Source organism: Streptomyces sp. cf386 (assembly GCF_900103585.1).
GTDB lineage: Bacteria > Actinomycetota > Actinomycetes > Streptomycetales > Streptomycetaceae > Streptomyces.
This window is the reverse complement of record NZ_FNHV01000029.1, coordinates 63845-82213: the sequence shown is the minus strand read 5'-3', so window position 1 is coordinate 82213 and position 18369 is coordinate 63845. Positions and strand designations below refer to the sequence as shown.

The window sequence follows — 18369 nt, the reverse complement described above, 5'->3', positions numbered from 1 at the left end:
GAGGCACGGGAGGCGTTCATTTCAGCTGCTCACATAGTAATTGCAGCGCAATCAGAGGAATTGTGAGTCGCGCTTCGCCCGGTTGGGGCTCTATCGCACCACCCGGGGCTGAGTGCGAGCGGCCTACTGTGTGAGGGGCAACGCACTCCCCGACCAACAAGGAGCAGCAGGCCGTGATCGTCGAGTTCCCCCAGCACGTGCGTGACTCCGCCGCCCAGCTCGGGGTCGGCGTCCCGTACGCTCTGAAGGTCCTGGCCGGCCAGTTGGCCGACGACCCGGACATGGGCCAGCCCTCGGGTCTGCCCGGCATCCTTACCGTGATGGTCGACGGCGACCTGTTCGAGGACTGCCCCGACCTGGCGATCGGCTACCTACGCGAGCCTGACCGGATCGAGATCCGGTACGTGAACCTGGCCGCCCCCTCTGCCGAGCTCGCCGACGACGCCCAGGACCAGCAGGAGCCTGCTGCTTCCGGCTCCGACGAGGTCACCGGACGAGAGATCACCGACGTCTGGCAGCGCATCACCCGCTGGCTTCAGCACCATGCCCCCGACTCCCACGCTGCGCTCCGCGCCGGCGCGAGCCCTGCCACCATCACCGCCCTGGAAGGCGACCTCGGCATCCGGATACCCGCTGGCCTGCGCGCCCTGTGGCTTTTGACCGCAGGCGACGACGGCGTCAACGGCGGGGGATGCCTGCCCGGTAACCAGGCTCTGATGAGTCTGGACGCGGTAGCCGACTTCTACCGGCAGCAGTTGGATTCCCAGGCTCACCAGGACACCCTCAACGCCCGCCGTCCCGAGTACGACCGGATCACCGTGTGGAAGCCGACGTGGATTCCGGTCGTCTCCTACGGCCCAGTTGACCGCACCTCGGGCTGGTACGTGGACGCTGCGACCGGCTACCTGGGCCGCTGGTCCCGCTACAACGAAGGGCCCGGGGACGAACTCGACACGCTGGTCACCTACCTGGAGGACGTCGCCGACATGCTCGAGGCCCCGGCCCTGGCCACGCGGGACAAGCCCGGCGTGGTCGGTGGGGCGCTGGTGTGGGGCAGCAGGCTCGACTCCGCGCAGGAAGAGCGGTGGCAGCCCCTGACCGGCTGACCACACACGAGAAGGCGGGACCGGCCCTGTGAGACCGGCCCCGCCTTCCTGCTGCACCTGCTGCCGCGCAGGCTACGTCAGCCGATCTTGCGCCATGTGCAGGTCGTCGCGGCCGACGTGCAGTGCTCGAATCCCGGAAGGTTCACGAAGAACCCGTCACCGTCCAGCATCCGCCACGACGGAGCCGGGAACCCGCTGAACGCCCGCTGATTCTGCACGCTGGGGATCGCCGCACGCCCGCACCGCTCCGTACCGCTCGGCCCGTTCGTCGCCGTGCGGGTGTCCGCGAGGATGCCGAAGTTCGCCGAACCGTCGCCCATCTTGTCGGTGAACAGCTGGGCGCACTTGCTGCCCGACGTCACCAGGTTCACGCTGTTGGGGTAGCCGCCGGACTCGTGCGTCGAGGCCATAGCGAACTCGTCACAGTCGACCGACCCCACCGACGCATCAGACCGGTGCACACTCCAGGTGCTGTCACACACGCGGGTACGGCTGTTGTCCGACGTCCACGTACCGCCGGCGCTGTTCTTCACCGGCGTGTCCGGACCCAGGTAGTGCATCAGCGAGTCCCACCGCCGGGAGCCGGCGTGGTCGGGCATCACCTGCTGCATGTACCAGTAGTACGCGCCGGCGGCCGGGTACAGGTTGGTGTCCACCGTCCAGTCCAGCTTGAAGAACGGCAGCACACAGCCCGGCGCCGAGCCCTTGACGATGTCGTCGCAGCGCGGCGCAAGCTCCCGCACGCTGTCGATCCCGGAGGTCCCGAAGCTCGCCGTGTCGCTCGCGGTGTCGCTGGCGTCCACGGTCGCGGTCACCGACCAGCCCAGGTCGATGGTCTCCTTGCCCGTGCCGGACCAGGTGGTCTGGATGGTGCCCCACCGGCCGCTGGTCGGGCTCCAGTCGTCCGCGTCCCAGTAGGCGTTGTCACCCGCAGGGTTGTTCTGGTTGTCCGCCCACCGAGTCTTCGACGTCACACACGACGAGCACGACAGCCCGGCGTTCCACTTCATCGTGACGCCTTCAAGCTCCTGATCGATGGAGACCGGCGTGATCGCGATCTGCTGGTCGAACTCGGCGAAGTCCGACCCGGACGCGCCCTTGTTCGGATACGCCTTGATCCGCTGCTCGAAATCGAACGTGGCGAAGCCGATCGTCACATCCCGCCCAATGTCGACGAACGTCAGCTTCGCCGACCCGATGTTCTTCAGGCACGCCTCGGTGCGGCTCATGAGGTCCTTGCCCACCGGCTTGTCATAACACCAGTCGACCAGCTCCACCGCAGGCGCGGCAGCCGCCACCCGGGCAGCCTCAGCAGGAGACTTACCGGCCTTGCGGGCCTTGGCCTCCTCAGCGTCGCGCAACGCCTCGGCTCGCTGCTTCGCGCGGGCCTGGGACTCCTTGGTGGGAGCGGACAGCTCGATGCACACCTGGCGGCCCTGGGCGTCCTGCGTGCCGCAGGTCCGCTTCTGAGTGGCCTCCCGCTTCACCGCGCCGCTCGCGTCGAACGCCGGCAGGGCCGGACCCGGATCCGTCCGGTTGATCTCGTCGAGTTCCTGCAGGGTCGAGTCGATCGTCGACGATGTCTGCGCCGCGGGGAACTTCATGTAGGGCTCGATGCGGAAGTCCGCCCACGGGGACCAGGTCGTCTCGTACAGGCTGCCGTCGTAGGCGGAGGTGCGGAACTTGTACAGCACGCCGGGCTTGAGCAAGCCGTACGGCACGGTCACCTTCGCCGTCCCGCCGGAGGACACATACGACGACACCAACACGTCGTACTCGCCCGTCCCGTCGAGGTCGACCTCGGCCTTCGGAGTGCCGTCCGCGTTCGTGGTGTACACCTGGAACGTCAGATTCGAGGTGTCGCCGTCCGCGTCGGTCACGGTGTTGCGCAGCACCACATCCGGGGTAATCACCCGCCAGACGGTTCCCGACTTGGAGAACTTCGGGCCGGCTGAGGGGCTCCTGCCGGACACCGGCCGCTCACCCCCAGCGGCAATGGCCGCCAGATCCTGCGGCCCTGCTGCGGCCACCGCGGCCGGGGAAGCTCCCAGACCGGGCGCAGGCGGCGTAGAGGCCGCCGCTGCCGTGCCCGCCCCCGCCAATAGCGCCAGCACGGCACCAACGGCAACCTGCCGCAATGCCGACGCACGTAAAGGTCTCACTTCGCCAATCCCCCTTGTAGGTGTGTGAGTTGTACACGCCAATCCGCAACCCCATCACAGCCCCCACACAGGCAACATGGCCAAGATCATGGTTTACCGGACAGGAAGGCATTCAAGCCAAGGGTGCTTATCGATGAGTTGATGGGCGCGAATTGGCGGTAGTGCGAGGGGAGTTCACGGGGGAAGCCAGCGGCAGCCAGGTCATGCAGCCCGGCTCGGAGGCGCCACGGTCACTCGGCCGGGAACGCCCCTCATGCCCCAGGGGCCAGGCCCGCGCATGGACCAGGGCAGTCATTGAGACGAACATCGAGAGTGCCGGGCAGCCGTCCTGGGAGCCGCTGCCCACTCGCATGGAGCAGCTACGCCCGGGGTGCAGCCCAAGGCCCTGACGGCGCCGGCGCAGCCCGATCGAGAAGGCCGCCGTGCTCCTGGGCGCCGTCGCCGCCCGCGGCCGCGTCCTCGCCGGGCTCCGCCGCGACGGCGAGGAGAACTCCACCGCCGAGCTGCAGGCCCGCGTCGCCGTGCGCCAGGCCGTACGCGACGCGTGGGCGGAGGGCATCGAGCACACGGTCCAGCTGTCCGTCCTCGCCGAGGCGGGCCTGGCCGACGACGCCGCGCTCGCGGCCGCCGGCTGGGAGCTGGTCCTGCTCGCCGCGATCGACCGGAGCCAGGGCTGGGGCCGCCTCCAAGAGGGCCGACGCCATGTGACCACCGTCGGGCCCGGGGCTGGCTGTTGGCCGGTCCCGGGCTCCGGTGGCTACACCAACCACCGATGATCTGCTCTCAGTACTCGATGGAGATGTTGCCGTACGCGTCATCGAACATGTGGGCTACCGCCACGCGGATCTTCTTCAGGTGCTCGGCGAACGCCGCGATGACCTCGCTGACGGGGAAAGCGGGACTGAGATCGAATGAGCGGGGAAAGAGGCTCTGCAGAACCTCCAGGTGCCGCGCAGCCTCCGTGAGAAGCTCAATGGCCTCGCCGCGTGCCATGACGCGTCGTTCCAGGCCATCGGACAGTTCCTGCAGAGCCGCGGCGCACATGATGGATTCCTCCTCGTTCGCCGAGGACACGGCTGGCGAGCGCCGCAGCTCCAGCAGGGCCTCGACGAGGTCACGGATCAACTCGATCGCCGGGTAAGGATCCCCGTCGATGTGCATCGGTGCGTCGTGGTCCGCGAGGGTCTGGGGAGGTGTGTGAGGGGCCGTCGCTTCGCTGGCGCGGTCCTTGATCTTTGCCGGTGGAGCGGTGCGCAGGGGTGCCAGTGCCCGGAGGCCGGCGTCGGTGTCGAGGGCCCGGGTCATGGTGTCCAGCAGTTCGACGTGGTTGCCGGTCAGCAGGGCGTCGAGCAGGTCCTCGGGAGTGTGACGTCCGCCCTCGTGGGGCGTGCGGTCAGTCATGTGCGTCCCCCTGGTCGAGGTCGAGGATGGCGATCAGGTCTTTGCGGGCCCGGCAGATGTTCTGCCGTACGGCGGCAGGCGTCATGCCGAGCATCTGAGCGATTTCGGCGTAGTCGAAGCCGTCGAGTAACCAGGCCATGACGGTGCGCCTGCCGGGGGTGAGCTGCTGCAGCGCGTCCACGAGCTGCTGCTGGGTGTCGGTGAGCACGACTTCGGCGACCGGGCAGGTTCCGCCGGGGCGGTCGGGCACCGGGTCCGTCGGGAGCGTGCGGCAGTCGTCCTGACGCCAGTAGCAGCGTTGAGCGGTGACGCGCAGCCAGGCCCTGGGGTGCTCCAGGGTGCGCCATTGATCGGGCAGGAGTTTGGCGATGGCTTCGTGGGCGGCGTCGGCGGCTTCGTAGGGCGTGGCGCCCTGGTGCATCAAGAACACCGACACGGCCCGCATCTCGCGGGTGTAGAAGGCCTCGAAGTTGTCGCGCTGGACGGCCGGTTGACTCAGCACCGCTGGGCGGTGCTGAGCCTCGGTCCCGGCCGTCACCGGGGGTTCGGCCACGGGCTCACCTCTCCTGGTTCCCGGCAGCCGGGTGGATGCCGCCGACCGTGATGTCGACCTCGCGGTCGGCGCTCTTCTCCGTCAGCCGGCTGCCGGTCGGCAGGCAGCGGATGCGCTCCGACAGGCCCTGCTGCTCCAGTTCCGCGCGGCGTACCTCAGCGCGGGCCTTGATCCACCGGTACCCGAGGCGCAGCAGGTACCCTCCCGCCGCGGCTCCCGCCGTGACCGCGATCGTCACTGGATCCATGCGTGCTCCACGTCCCGACGGCGCCCGCCGCGCCGTGTCTGCCTCCTTAAGCAGGAAGCGGCCGATGTGTGACAGGGCAATACGTTCCCACGCGTAGAGCAGCTCTGAAGGCCGGGCTGAGCAACCCCCAAGTACCGCAGGGGAAAGGCCAAGAGACGACCGGCGCCCCCGGAGCGACGCTCGAGGGGCCGCTGACCTCTATGAACTACTCGTGCGCCACGGTGTCTTCCTGGATCGCAGCCCTCTGTCGATCACGAGTTTCGGATTCGGAGCTAACGTTTTGGGCGACGGTTGACTCCTAGAAACCAGACGGGCGGCGCCGGGTGCAGAACCCAGTTGGAGCCGCTGCCAACTTGGTTGGGAGGAGACGAGCCGTGACCTTCTTCAGCATCGTGGCCGCATTGACCGGATGTGGTTTGACACTGCTCACGACCTGGCTCCGTGAGCGATACCGGCACGGCAGGGTGCTTAGGGTCAGCAGGGAACTACCGGCGGGCAGCGTGTACATCGATGATTGCACCGGTGTCCGCATCCGGGTCGGTTCCATCGAACCGGTCGGCGCGGACTCGACTGACGATGGCTCGCTCTAGCGGTCACCAGACTCGGAGACGTTACCCATGGCCCCCCCTCCCCCCGATCCGGACGACGGGAGGGCACGCTTTGCGGAGTGGTACGACCGCGACTGGCCGAAGCTGGTCCTTTTCGCGATACGGCTCGGTGCGGGGCAGCAACAGGCCCAAGACCTGGTTCAGGACGCGACCACAGAGGCGTTCGTGCGCCGACAGCAGATCAGCAACCTGGGCGGCTACGTGCGTGTCTCGATCAGGAACGCCTACTTCAGGTCCGTTGCCGGAGCCCGATGGGAGAATGCCGAGCCCCCCTCGGAGGACCTGCCAGCCCCGGAGGATCCGTCCATCGGCTCCATCGAACTCGCTGATCGGGAACGACGGGTGTTCGCAGCCATCCGCCAACTGTCGCAGCGCCAACGCGAGGTAATGGCCTGGACCATAGACGGGTACCAACCCAGAGAAATCGCAGAGCTCGTGGACGCGACACCAGGGGCGGTTCGTGTAAGCCTGTCGGAGGCGCGGAAACGTCTGAAAGACCGACTCCTACCGGGGCTGGGAGGTGAGGACTGATGCCCGAGCATGGAGCAAAGGCTGGACAGTCCGATACCGCACCGCCAATGGCCAGGGACACCACCTCTGCATCTCCACGTCCTCCGGCTCCGCAGGGCTCTGCTGATCCGCTCGACCAACTCCTGGCCTCCTCAGACGAGGCGGCTGCCCAGACCGTGCGTGAAGGACTGCGTGGCTCCTCCGTTGAGGCGGGGCCAGAGGAGATCCGCGAAGCTCTACGAGCGGTCCGCGAAGGTAGACGAAGCTCCCCCGCTGAGGCGGGGCCAGAGTGGGCACGTCCCAAGCCCGCTCCGCCCGCTCCGCCCGTCCGCCCGTCCGCCCGTCAGCCGGCCCGCTCCGGTTCCTCCAACCGTGTCCGGGCCCGTCTTGCCCGTCTCGGTGTCCAGCGCTCCAATCCGTACGAGCCGGTGCTGGAGCCGTTGCTGCGCATAGTCCGCAGCAACGATGCGAAGATCGAGACGGCCACGCTCCGCCAGATCGAGAAGGCCTACCAGGTCGCCGAGCGCTGGCACCGCGGCCAGAAGCGCAAGAGCGGCGACCCGTACATCACGCACCCGCTCGCGGTGACCACGATCCTCGCCGAGCTGGGTATGGATCCGGCCACGCTGATGGCGGGCCTGCTGCACGACACCGTCGAGGGCACCCAGTACGACCTCTACGACCTGCACCGCGAATTCGGCGACTCCGTGGCCCTGCTCGTCGACGGCGTCACCAAGCTGGACAAGGTCAAGTTCGGCGAGGCCGCGCAGGCCGAGACCGTGCGAAAGATGGTCGTCGCCATGGCCAAGGACCCCCGCGTCCTGGTCATCAAGCTCGCCGACCGCCTGCACAACATGCGCACCATGCGCTACCTCAAGCGCGAGAAGCAGGAGAAGAAGGCGCGCGAGACCCTGGAGATCTACGCGCCGCTCGCCCATCGCCTCGGCATGAACACCATCAAATGGGAGCTGGAGGACCTCGCCTTCGCGATCCTCTACCCCAAGATGTACGACGAGATCGTACGGCTGGTCTCCGAACGCGCCCCCAAGCGCGACGAATACCTCGCCATGGTGACCGACGAGGCCCAGGCCGAGCTGCGCGCCGCCCACATCAAGGCGACCGTCACCGGCCGCCCGAAGCACTACTACAGCGTCTACCAGAAGATGATCGTCCGAGGCCGTGACTTCGCGGAGATCTACGACCTGGTGGGCATTCGTGTACTGGTCGACACGGTCCGCGACTGCTACGCGGCCCTCGGCACCGTGCACGCGCGATGGAACCCGGTCCCCGGCCGGTTCAAGGACTACATCGCGATGCCGAAGTTCAACATGTACCAGTCGCTGCACACGACGGTCATCGGCCCCAACGGCAAGCCGGTCGAACTGCAGATCCGCACGTTCGACATGCACCGCCGTGCCGAGTACGGCATCGCCGCGCACTGGAAGTACAAGCAGGAGGCCGTCGGCGCTTCCAAGGTACGTACCGACGTGCCCAAGGCTGGCAAGGACATGGCCGCCATCAACGACATGGCGTGGCTGCGGCAGATCCTCGACTGGCAGAAGGAGACCGAGGACCCCAGCGAGTTCCTGGAGTCGCTGCGCTTCGACCTGTCCCGCACCGAGGTCTTCGTCTTCACGCCGAAGGGCGACGTCATAGCGCTCCCGGTCGGGGCCACCCCGGTCGACTTCGCGTACGCCGTCCACACCGAGGTCGGCCACTGCACCATAGGGGCCCGGGTCAACGGACGCCTCGTACCCCTCGAATCCACCCTGGACAACGGCGACTTGGTGGAGGTCTTCACCTCGAAGGCGGCCGGCGCCGGACCGTCCCGGGACTGGCTGAACTTCGTGAAGTCACCGCGCGCCCGTAACAAGATCCGGGCGTGGTTCTCCCGGGAGTGCCGCGACGAGGCGATCGAGCAGGGCAAGGACGCCATGGTCCGCGCGATGCGCAAGCAGAATTTGCCGATCCGGCGCATCCTGACCGGTGACTCGCTGGTCACGCTCGCGCACGAGATGCGCTACCCGGACATCTCCGCGCTGTACGCGGCGATCGGCGAGGGACACGTCTCCGCGCAGAATGTCGTGCAGAACTTCGTCCAGGCGCTCGGCGGTGAGGAAGCCGCCATGGAGGAGATCGAGGAGTCGGTTCCGCCGGCCCGCGGCCGCGGCCGTAAGCACGGATCCAGCGCCTACCCGGGCGTCATTGTCAGAGGTGTTGAGGGCGCGTCGGTCAGGCTGGCCCGCTGTTGTACGCCGGTACCCGGTGACCCGATCATCGGCTTCGCCACGCGCGGTAGCGGGGTATCGGTTCACCGCAGCGACTGCGTGAACATGGAGGCACTGTCCCGTGAGCCCGAGCGCATCCTTGAAGTCGAGTGGGCGCCCACCCAGTCCTCGGTTTTCCTGGTTGCCATCGAGGTTGAGGCCCTGGACCGCGCCGGGCTCCTGTCGGACGTCGCCCGTGTGCTTTTCAACCAGCACGTCAACATCCGCTCGGCGGCCGTGCAGACCTCCCGCGACCGCGTCGCCACCTCCCGCTTCACCTTCGAGATGGGCGACCCGAAGCACCTCGGGCACGTCCTGAAGGCGGTCCGCGGTGTCGAGGGCGTGTACGACGTCTACCGCGTCACTGCTTCCCGCCGCTGATCGCCGCCGGCGCGCTCTGCGCGCCTGGTGATGTCCGGTGGAGACCGTCCCGCACGTGGCCTCCGAGCGAGGGGGACCCCACCGCCGAGCTGCAGGCACGCGTCGACGTCCGCCAGGCCGTGCGCGATGCGTGGGTGGAGGGCATCGAGCAGGCCGTCCAGCTGTCCGTCCTCGCAGAGGCCGGCCTCATCGACGACGCTGACCTCGCGGCCGCCGGGTTCGAGCCGGTCCTGCTCGCCGCGATTGACCGGGGCCAGGGCTGGGGCCGGCCACCCAAGGCAGCTGACGCCGTGTGATCTGTGGGCCAACAGCATGAAGGCGGAGGGCCACGGAATGCCGGGCCCTCCGCCTTCGAACCGCTTATGCGGCGTTGGCCAGGAAACCTCTGGCCGGGGTGTCAGCGATCGACCGCACGCGCCCCTCAGAAGGCGGAGAGGCATGCAGCTTGGCCAGCTCCGACTTGAGCTCGATTGGGTGCATGCCGACGACTCTTGCCCACATCGCGTACCAGGGGTCGCGACGTTTCATGGGTACATCGCACGCGTTCAGGAAGGCGTCGAACTGTACGAGCGTGTAGGGCAGGGTCTTGCGGGTGACGATCCGGTGAGCGGTGCTGTGCGGCAGTATGCCGAGGCCGCCAGCGCGACGCTCCATGGTCTTCATCGACGGCGCCCCCGATCGCTCGTACAACTCGACGAGCACGGCGGCCAAGTCGGCCTCCGAACGCACCAGCGCGAGCACCGGGGGCTCGGGACGGCGAGACATCGTCTTCTGCCGCTGTTCGTACCGAGCCTTGCGCCAGAGGTCCAACGCCGTCTTCGTGGCCCGTTCCAGCTCGACATCGGTCTCGCGCAGCGGGCTTGTGGCGCGGATGAAGGCGGACACGACCGGCCAACTCGGCACCGTCATGCCGCCGGCCGCGGCGCGCTGAAGGGTCTGTCGGCTGAGCCCGTCGGACTGTTCGGCCACTTCCTCGTACGTCCAGTCGCCCGCAGCACGGCGCTTGCGGAGGAACGCAGCGAGCTGCGCGTTCGACTTGAGTTCCCGACTGATCGGCTTCTCCGGGCGTCCTGCCCGTCCCCGCTTCACTGCGCGGCCCCGAGCATCGCGCGGAGCATTTTCGAGAGCCGCTTGCCCGGCCGGGCGTGGGCGAACGTGATCGTGACAGCGCCGATGAGGCCTGCCCCCAGCAACAGCTGAAGGATCGCCAGCATCGCCATGCCGGTGTAGGCGAGGGTTGCGGCCGTCAGGACGAGCACGATGATCACGGAAGCTTCGGCGGCTCCGAACCGGCGCACAGTCTCAGGCGCGGTCGCGTCAGCCGAAGTCGGCTCAACTGCCGTTTTCTCTGGGTGGTCCTGGGGATCGCGGGGCACGATGCCTCCTCTTATGAGCCGTCCGGCGAATACGACGATCCGCCGGACGGCTTGTCCGCTACTGGGTCCAACTGGCTGATCACCACGAGCGGTTGGAGCCACCCGAAAGCTTGGTTCTCGGCCTGCTGTTCCCCAGCATGGCAGGGAGAGGCGTTTGGGCCACACTCGGAAGGCCTAGTTTCGGGTCATTGGTGCACGGCCATCCACGGTCACCTCCCCCTCGGAGGAAGAGGCCCGTCTTCTTGTGCTAAGGACGCGTAGTGCCTGGTCAGATAGACGCGATCAAGGACTCTCGAACTAGCTGATGCGACGAATCGAGACGATTGCCCACTCGCATCCAATGTGCGTTTGCGTACGAGCTCTCCCAGTTGCGATGCTCGCCGTACGGCTGGACTTCCCAAACCGGGGGGTGCGGCCTATGCCTCTTCGCTACTGGGTCCAACCACAGCTGAAGCGAGGCAACCGCGGGTCATGGTGGAGCATGTCCTGTAGGGGAGGGCCGGGCCTGCTTTGCAGGTACCGGCCCTTCTTTGTTCCCGGATCCCAAGATTGGTACGGCGACCGACGGGTGCTCGTGCAGAGCCATGGGCAGTCCTGATCACGGTAGAGGTCGGGCTGCCCACGAGGTGAAAGGTCACCTCTGCGGAAGGAATTGAGGGTTGAGGGACACCCGCCTCGGCTAACCCCGAGACGGCGGTGCCCCTTGGAGACGACGCCCGGGGCGCCTCTCCAAGGCCGCCGACGCCGAGGAAAGCCGCGTGCCTTCGAAGGCCTGATCAGTGCCGGTGGCGGCGTGAACGCGCTCTGTTGCAGGAGTGGTTGGGATCTTTACGCTCTGTCCATGTCGAAGCAGAAGCGGGGCAGGAAGCACCGGGTACCACAGAAGCGGGCCTCACGTGAGCCCTCGGTACCGCGCCCGCGGGACGCAGCCCCGGTTCTGCCGGCAGGCGGGATGCACCTACGCGGCAGCATGGACCAGACGGCGACGCTGCTGCAGCACGCGAAGCCGGACCAGCTGGTGGAACTGGTGCTGCCGCACCTGTGGGCGGCCCTCGCGGACGGCCGGGTCCCGGCGAACGTGTGCGTGGATGCGTGCATGACGTTGCGGCATGCCTACGGCCAGCTCGGTGTCCGGGCTGAACTGCTGCCGGTCGACCTGGCGGTTCAGTGCAAGGACGGAAGCGGCACTCGCTACGGCTCACTCACGCCGAGCTGGTCCGGGACCTCGTGGAACGGGCACTGCGTGCTGGTGCTGCCGGACTCCGAGCGGTTCGTGGACGCCACCGTGGAGCAGTTCGACGAGGTCCGTGAGATCGGTGCCGGGCCGATGATTGGCAAGGTGGCCCTGCCGACCCACGACTGCGGGATGTTGATGGAGCCGGGAGCCCAGGTGATGCTCCAGCGCGGCGACCTGGTGCTCACGTACACGATCGCCGGCCCGGACGCGCTGGCCTCCATCGTGGAACACCCGGAGATGGCCGCCCACGCCGACCGCCACCACCGCACCGGGGTGAATGCAGCTTCCTTCACCCTGGCGGCCCTGCGCGGCGAGGGCGTGCGCGGCCGGGCGATGCAGGCCCCCCATCCGAGGCTGCGAGCCCTGCTGCGGGCCGTCGGAGATGCCCGGTACGAGGCCGACGAGGGCGGGGACGTGAGGTTCCGCGTGGCCGACCAGACCGGTCGGGAGCTGTGGCTGAGGATGGATGAGATCCCGCTGCCGCCGACCGTCCCGGCCGCCTGGCCGCGCTCGTAGGGGCTCGTCAAAACAGCAGCTCGGGCCGGGCGATGAGGAAGAGGGGCGGTCGAGGCCGGACGCCTACTTGCGCCGGCGGAACAATGCGGCGGGGCCGAGCCACTGTGCTGCCTGGTGCCCGGGCTGTACTGCGGCGCCCGGTCGGACTGGGCGGCACGGCCTCCTACGACGCAGTCCAGGAGTACTTCGCCGACCACTCCACGACGCCGATCCCGCTGAACAAGATCGGCGGAACGCTCACCGCTATCCGCGCCGTGCGAGGGTCGGCCCGGACAGCCGGTCCAAACTCCTGGAGCTGGACGACCGCAGGCGGATCTACCGGATCGAACCCGCCCTCAGGGAGGGCCTCAGAAGAGCCTTCGACCTCGCCGATGCCCGCCCTGACCTGCTCCGCCAGGAGTCAGCCGACTCATGACCAGCCGCATGGCGACCGCCGGTGTGGTGACAGAGCCTGACGTTCGCAGATCGATTCTGATCGCGGCCCGCCCGCAAAAGCGCGAGCAGGCACGATGGTTGCTCAGGTGTCAAAACGTTCAACTAGTGTGACTTCCATCACGTGTTCGGGGGGTTGGGTATGTGTTCCCCGGGGGTGAATGGGGCCTTCCGTTGGCCGCGCGGCGACCGTTACGCCTGCTCGCGCAGGGTGCCTGAGCGGTAACTTAGCGGCAAGGTCTATTCCCCTGTGTGGCTGGCTGGTCACCTTGTGTCAAAAATTGGTCGGCTGGGCCATGCGCGTTTCGCCCCTCCGATCCGAAATCCTGCCATCGAGGGCCCACAGAGGTGCCCTCCGGCGCAGCCGCCCTATGGCCAGGGTGAGTTGACGCTGTGTTAGCAGGAGAGGACAGGGGTCCTGTGACCGTGAACGATCTGCTCGCGCTGCTGGTGGTGATCACCGCACTGCGCGTTTTCCTCCCCGACCTCCATGCGGGGCTGCGCACTTTGCTGCGTGCCATCGCCCGGGTCGGTGTCGCCGAGCTGCTGCAGACCCAGACGGCCCGGCCGGCGCCCGACCCGGCGCCAGCGGCGGTCACTTCCCGGGACGGGGAGGGCTGAGCGCGATGACCACGCCCGAGGACAGCGATGCGCAGCACACCCTCCCCACCTCCTTCAAGGAGGAACTGAACGCCTTGCAGGGTGTCGACTACGAGATGCCGGCGACCCTGGAAGTCTTCTACGGGATGTACGCCAGACCCCAGGTGCGCTACGCCGCCACCGTGCTGGGCGACATGAAGGCCGCCAAGGCCGTCGTGCGCCGCCTCTACACCCACCTCGCCCTGAACTGGTCCGCGGTCCTCCTGGAGGAAGGCGGCCCGGAGGCATACGCGTGGCGGCTGCTGAAGATGCGCGTCGAGATCCACATGCGCATGACCGTCACCCCCACCGCCGACGGCCGCAGCACCGCCCCGGCCGCGAACGAGCGAACCACCGCCGTCCACGAAGCCGCCCGCGCCACGCTGGAGCACATGCGCAAGCAGCTCGCGGTCCTGGAGTCCCCGATCGGCCTCTACACGGCGATAGCTGAGCTGCCCGAGCGCCAATTCGACGTGATGATCCTGCAATACGCACTGGGCTACCCGCCCAAGCAGGTCGCCAACATCATGGGCATCAACGCGGGCACCGTCCGCACACACCGCCGCCTGGCCCGCAAAAGGATCGCCACCAAGCTCGGCATCGACCTGGGTGACGACGACGAGAAGGAGTAAGACCGTGCCGCGCAGCTTCGACGAGATTCTCGACCAGGCAGCCCTCCCGGACACGGTCACCGACGACGACCTGGACGACCTCAAGCAGGAGATCGTCCGCGACGTGACCGCCGTGCTCATGTTCGGCGCCCGCCCCGCCCCCGAAGGACACCTCCCCACCTCCCTCAGCCGCGCCGACGCCGACCTCCAGGCCCTGTCCGCCGAACTCCTCCACAGTGACGACGCCGCCGAACACCTAAGCCGCATCGTCGACGTACCCTTCGACGCCGACGGCGCCCTGCACTTCGGCTGCCTGCTCAACCTCGCCCAACAGCCCGACGGAGCCCTGTGGTGGTGGCAGTTCGCCGCCGGCGCCGGCAACGCCACCGCCGCCTACTGCCTGCATCTGCTCCACCTGCGCCGCGGCGAACTACGCGACGCCGACCACTGGGCACACCAGGCCCTCACCCTGGACACCAACATCCACCTCACACCCGCATCCCCTCGCCGCCGCCAGCTACGCAGCCACACCGAGGCCCTGCGCGAAGCGGTCGAACGCCTCCAGGTCGACGAAGTCGCCGGCGCCCAGTTCCACCACCCCGACCACCGTCTCGCCGACCAGATCGAAGAACTCGCCGACGCCTGCTGAGCCGGGAAACTGCCCCTTCTGCCGGAAGGTCTCCCAGTAGCGGGCGAGGTGGCGCAGCCCGCCCCGAAGAACAGCGAACCAGGGCCGCGTCCACGTCGTCCAGGACGGCAACGCCCACCAGACGCAGGCCCTCCTCCTGACCGACGCCGAAGCCGCCGACTGGCTCACCGCCACGGCGGCCGGAGAGAACTGACCGCGCTTCGGACACACCCACGGGCCCCGGGGAAAGCGGTGCATCCCCGGGGCCCGATCTATGGAGTTGTGTTGTTCAACGATCGTGAGGCGTCCGCGCCACGCTGTAGCCGAGGGCTGCTGGACGGTAACGCCTGTTGTGCTATTCATCATGGTCGCCACCGTCGGCATCCGGTTCCTGCGTGGGCGCATCTCCAACGTCCCCTGGGGATTCCGGCTGCTCTGCATTGTCATCAGGCGCATCGTCACCAGCAGTCGGTTGCGGCGCCGTGGTGGCGATGTCGAGCTTCGCCATGGAGTCGGCGAGCCGCTGGGCGAATGTCATTTGAGGGGCCAGCAGAGCCTGTAGTCCCTGTAGCGCGGCCTGATTTTCAGCGAGCTGCCGGACGAACCTCGACGGGGGATCGATCAGGGCCCGAAGTGCTGCCTGGTTTTCGGCGAACTGCCGGGCGATCTTGTTCGCCGGGGTGGTGTCGAGCAGAGCTTGTAGCGCGGCTCGGTCTGCGGCGAGTTTCTGAGCCAATCCTGTCGTCGGGGTGTCGATCAAGGCTTGCAGCGCTGCCCTGTCAGCAGCGAGCTTTCGAGCCCACTGGTCGGTGGCGAGTTTGAACTCGCGCAGGGAAGGTGGGAGCTGTTCGGTGGCCAGGCGTTCCACGGAGGACTGCGCGGCGAGGAGATTCTGCTTCACACCTGCGGCAACGCCGGTGACTCGCTTCTTGAGGTCCTGCAGAATTTTCATGCACGGTTCGTCGTCAGTGTCTGGCGGCAGGGGTTCTTCTGTTGCGAGAAGAGTCGGCGCCTCATCGCCCTCGGCTGTCGAAAAGAGGACCTTCATGTGCCACACGCAGGAGACGTAGCGGGCGCTTGCTTCCTCTCCGTTGAGGGCGAGGCCGTACAGCAGCCAGCTGGCCTTGGCCGTGTACCAGACGTCGCCTTCGATCTCGTGCCCCGTAACATCCGTGACACTGAGGAGATCGACCTCGGGTGAGGCCAGCCACTCACGCCACTCCACCGTGACGTCGGTGGTCCCCAAGCCAGCGAAACCGGTGGGGGAGCTGAGAACCTCTACGGCCGTCTGGGAAACCCGCTCCCGCACAGGCAACGACCTCAGGAGCTCACCTGCGGCTGCCTCCGCATCCGTCCCGGACACCTCCTTGGTGAACTGGGAGACGACCTGGTCGAAGTCCTGCAGCAAGGTGAGGCGGTGTTCCATGCCGCGGATGTCTTCGTTCATCGGGTACGGATAGCCGATCCCGTCGCTGAAATCAGTGCTGTTGTTCGTGACGAAGTGGACATGCTCGTCCGGGTTCTGTTTGAGGAACTCCAGGATGGAGAACCAGATCGCCGCATCGCGGCCACCTTCAGAGTGGTCCTTTCCGCGCTTCGTAGGCGGCAGGGCCATCGCCTCCCGCTGGAACGCTCTGCGGATGACTCCGTCGCTGGTCTCAATCACCTCGAAGATCTCTCCGTAGACCTTCCGCCAGTGATCCAGGAGACGCTCCAGGTCCAGCGGCTCCAGCGAGTTCTCCGGCTCCCAGGGGAGGATGGCACGCAGCTTCTCCAGGGTGTTCAGGACCGCCTGGTGCTTGACCGGGTAGAGGTTCGCCTGGTGAGCAGCCAATTCCTCCAGCACCATCCACGGCACAGCCACTCTGTGATGGCGCGATTGCCGCAACTTCCGGATGATGTCCGCACGCGGTCCTTCAGGCGACAGGAGGTTCACCGCGTTCGCATCAAAGATGATCAATCTAGCCTCCCCGTCTGACTGGGGAGGAAGTATCTCAACCAGATCAAGAAGCAGGCTGCTCTTCCTTCAATCGTGACTTCCAGGCGTGGCGGGATCACCTGCCGGTGATCCCGCCACCGCCCGCCCCGCTTCGACGTCCGTCCGGCAACAACGGCTCGATCCGTGCCGATGGACGGCACCCCTCACGCACAAGGTTGCCCTGAAGACGCCCCCGCAGCCTCAGTTGCCCAAGTGCCCGTGCTCCGCTAGCCAGACCACGAACACACGCACAGCTCCACTGACTACTCCAACGACGACGCCGCTGCGTAGGTCCTGCCTCAGGCGCTGCTCGTCATCTGAGGGCCGCTTGCCAGCTCCGCGCCGGATACCAAGGGACTTGCGAGGTTCCGCTGTGGAACGCCGTCCACGACGCCTATCGAGCCGAGGAGACCGACAGGTTGTCCTGCGGCGGGACGAGCCAGGCCTACACCGCCCGGACACTCGTTCGTTCGGCCTGCGCGCCACACGTGACATAGGAATTCTCCCTCGAGTTATTCGATCGTCGATTGCCGCTCTCGTAACTCGAGCATGGATATCCCCACTGCTTTTGAAAAGCCTCATTGGTAACGTCTGTCACAGTCGGACGGCCGACCGCCGTCTTTCTTTACTGGCTGGACGCATGGATCCTGGGGAGGACAGGCTCGGACACTTTCGGACGGCAAGGGGGATGCCGTGGCGATACTGGGGAAGCCAGACCTGCCTGAGGGCGCCCACAGGTCACTGAATCGGCTGCTGCACTCCATTCATGTGCGTGCCGGGATGCCTAGTTGCAGGCAAATGGAAAAAGAAGTCAATCACGAGAAAGAGAGGGAACCCGGAGGCCCGTCCGACAAGACATGGATCTCCCGGAGCACGATTCATGACGCGTTCAGCAGCGCGCGTCTGCCTGCGCTCGAGGTCGTTTACGAACTCGTCGACCTGCTGACGCGCAGGGGACCGCTCGCGAACCCTGAACGAGCGGCCATCAACCGGCGGCTGATGTGCGAGTTGTGGGTCCGGGCGGCTGAGCGTCGGCAGGACGGAGGGGGCGCCGTCTCGGAGGGAGCGCAGCCCTCCGAGACCCTAGGAACGGCATGCCTGCCGCGGGGATCCTCGCTGCGAGACGTTGTCTACCTGACTCCAGTTGAGGCAGCACTCCTACTCGACCTGTCCAAACAGGCGGTGTACCGGATGATCCACAGCGGCCAGCTGCAGGCAATCCGTGTGGGACGGACCTATCGCATACCTGACGTGGCGGTACGGGAAATGGAAAACTCGTCGTTCCTTCACCTGCATGAACCGCCATCTCCACCCAACGCGAACTGACACCGTAAGGGGCCGGAACGCTGCCGGTCTGATGAGCCTGCCGCAAGCGCGTCCGAGCGCGTCCTGGCAGTCGGCGATCGCCGGTCCGCTCTTGCCGATCGGGCCTACCGGTGGCACAGGAGCGTTCGGCATCGGACGGTGGTGCGGGGCGGGACTGCTGAGGGTCAGGTGCAAGGCGAGTGAGCCGCACAGCTCTGGCGCCTGACTTACAACGGCTAACATGCATCGCTCCTGGTGCCGCGTCCGGAGCGGGTGTTTGGCGTTCGCCTTGGTGGGGGGCGCCGCCGTGGATTGTGTCGGATGAGCTGTGGGGGCGCCTGGAGTCGCTGCTGCTGGGCAGGCACCTACCGGTGGGTCGTGGAGAGGGAGTTTTGCGTGCAGGCGGCGACGT

At 67.2% G+C, this 18369-nt stretch carries 18 protein-coding genes; 11 read left to right on the top strand and 7 right to left on the bottom strand.

All coding sequences use genetic code 11. The annotated features are described in order from the left end of the window. Positions 1-173: 173 nt before the first annotated feature. Positions 174-1106 carry an SMI1/KNR4 family protein gene (locus tag BLU79_RS42945; RefSeq protein WP_093911483.1) on the top strand — a complete coding sequence of 311 codons (933 nt, stop codon included), beginning with the start codon at positions 174-176 and terminating at the stop codon, positions 1104-1106. 77 nt (positions 1107-1183) lie between these two features. Here the strand turns inward: BLU79_RS42945 and BLU79_RS42940 are convergent, their stop codons facing one another. Next, positions 1184-3019 carry a hypothetical protein gene (locus tag BLU79_RS42940; RefSeq protein WP_143052575.1) on the bottom strand — a complete coding sequence of 612 codons (1836 nt, stop codon included), beginning with the start codon at positions 3017-3019 and terminating at the stop codon, positions 1184-1186. A 671-nt stretch (positions 3020-3690) separates the two neighbouring features. Between BLU79_RS42940 and BLU79_RS42935 the strand changes: the two genes are divergently transcribed. Next, positions 3691-4044 carry a hypothetical protein gene (locus BLU79_RS42935; protein ID WP_093911481.1) on the top strand — a complete coding sequence of 118 codons (354 nt, stop codon included), beginning with the start codon at positions 3691-3693 and terminating at the stop codon, positions 4042-4044. Positions 4045-4051: 7 nt separating this feature from the next. On the opposite strand, the gene BLU79_RS42930 is transcribed toward BLU79_RS42935, so the two are convergent. The 3 genes from BLU79_RS42930 to BLU79_RS42920 are packed head-to-tail and all read right to left on the bottom strand — an operon-like array spanning position 4052 to position 5469. After that, complete coding sequence (locus BLU79_RS42930) at positions 4052-4669, bottom strand: hypothetical protein (RefSeq protein WP_093911480.1); 618 nt, start codon at positions 4667-4669, stop codon at positions 4052-4054. Continuing rightward, on the bottom strand, positions 4662-5222 hold the full coding sequence (locus BLU79_RS42925) for an RNA polymerase sigma factor (RefSeq protein ID WP_093911479.1): 561 nt from the start codon (positions 5220-5222) through the stop codon (positions 4662-4664). Before BLU79_RS42925 ends, BLU79_RS42930 begins: the two co-directional genes overlap by 8 nt. A 4-nt stretch (positions 5223-5226) precedes the next feature. Beyond that, positions 5227-5469 carry a hypothetical protein gene (locus tag BLU79_RS42920; RefSeq protein ID WP_093911478.1) on the bottom strand — a complete coding sequence of 81 codons (243 nt, stop codon included), beginning with the start codon at positions 5467-5469 and terminating at the stop codon, positions 5227-5229. Between the two features lie 374 nt (positions 5470-5843). Here BLU79_RS42920 and BLU79_RS42915 point away from each other — a divergent pair, with 374 nt between their 5' ends. The 4 genes from BLU79_RS42915 to BLU79_RS48510 all read left to right on the top strand — a co-directional run bounded on the left by BLU79_RS42915 (position 5844) and on the right by BLU79_RS48510 (position 9531). Beyond that, a complete protein-coding gene (locus tag BLU79_RS42915) occupies positions 5844-6059 on the top strand; it encodes a hypothetical protein (protein WP_093911477.1) in 216 nt (71 codons plus the stop codon). Between the two features lie 27 nt (positions 6060-6086). Continuing rightward, positions 6087-6608, top strand: a complete 522-nt coding sequence (locus BLU79_RS42910; RefSeq protein ID WP_093911476.1) for an RNA polymerase sigma factor — start codon at positions 6087-6089, stop codon at positions 6606-6608. After that, the gene (locus BLU79_RS42905; RefSeq protein ID WP_256333686.1) at positions 6608-9235 is read left to right on the top strand and encodes a RelA/SpoT family protein; all 2628 of its coding nucleotides are present in this window, start codon (positions 6608-6610) and stop codon (positions 9233-9235) included. The genes BLU79_RS42910 and BLU79_RS42905 overlap by 1 nt, the downstream gene beginning before the upstream one ends. A 119-nt stretch (positions 9236-9354) precedes the next feature. Beyond that, positions 9355-9531, top strand: coding sequence for a hypothetical protein (locus tag BLU79_RS48510; RefSeq protein WP_177001408.1), 177 nt, complete (start codon positions 9355-9357; stop codon positions 9529-9531). Positions 9532-9595: 64 nt separating this feature from the next. Here BLU79_RS48510 and BLU79_RS42900 read toward each other — a convergent pair whose 3' ends face one another. Both BLU79_RS42900 and BLU79_RS42895 read right to left on the bottom strand, forming a co-directional pair. Beyond that, on the bottom strand, positions 9596-10324 hold the full coding sequence (locus BLU79_RS42900; RefSeq protein WP_093911475.1) for a helix-turn-helix domain-containing protein: 729 nt from the start codon (positions 10322-10324) through the stop codon (positions 9596-9598). Further along, positions 10321-10611, bottom strand: a complete 291-nt coding sequence (locus BLU79_RS42895; RefSeq protein ID WP_093911474.1) for a hypothetical protein — start codon at positions 10609-10611, stop codon at positions 10321-10323. The genes BLU79_RS42900 and BLU79_RS42895 overlap by 4 nt, the downstream gene beginning before the upstream one ends. An 841-nt stretch (positions 10612-11452) precedes the next feature. Between BLU79_RS42895 and BLU79_RS42890 the strand changes: the two genes are divergently transcribed. From BLU79_RS42890 to BLU79_RS42870, 4 genes are all read left to right on the top strand, one after another. Continuing rightward, on the top strand, positions 11453-12364 hold the full coding sequence (locus tag BLU79_RS42890; RefSeq protein WP_143052574.1) for a hypothetical protein: 912 nt from the start codon (positions 11453-11455) through the stop codon (positions 12362-12364). 852 nt (positions 12365-13216) lie between these two features. Beyond that, positions 13217-13417 (top strand): hypothetical protein, encoded by a 201-nt coding sequence (locus tag BLU79_RS42880; protein WP_093911472.1) that lies wholly within the window; start codon positions 13217-13219, stop codon positions 13415-13417. Positions 13418-13422: 5 nt separating this feature from the next. Next, a complete protein-coding gene (locus tag BLU79_RS42875; RefSeq protein WP_093911471.1) occupies positions 13423-14067 on the top strand; it encodes a sigma-70 family RNA polymerase sigma factor in 645 nt (214 codons plus the stop codon). Between the two features lie 4 nt (positions 14068-14071). Further along, positions 14072-14695, top strand: coding sequence for a hypothetical protein (locus BLU79_RS42870; RefSeq protein WP_093911470.1), 624 nt, complete (start codon positions 14072-14074; stop codon positions 14693-14695). A 334-nt stretch (positions 14696-15029) separates the two neighbouring features. Here the strand turns inward: BLU79_RS42870 and BLU79_RS42865 are convergent, their stop codons facing one another. Next, positions 15030-16634, bottom strand: a complete 1605-nt coding sequence (locus BLU79_RS42865; RefSeq protein ID WP_143052573.1) for a PIN domain-containing protein — start codon at positions 16632-16634, stop codon at positions 15030-15032. Positions 16635-17345: 711 nt separating this feature from the next. On the opposite strand from BLU79_RS42865, the gene BLU79_RS50190 reads away from it, so the two are divergent. After that, a complete protein-coding gene (locus BLU79_RS50190) occupies positions 17346-17978 on the top strand; it encodes a helix-turn-helix domain-containing protein (protein ID WP_371132055.1) in 633 nt (210 codons plus the stop codon). Positions 17979-18369: the final 391 nt, after the last annotated feature.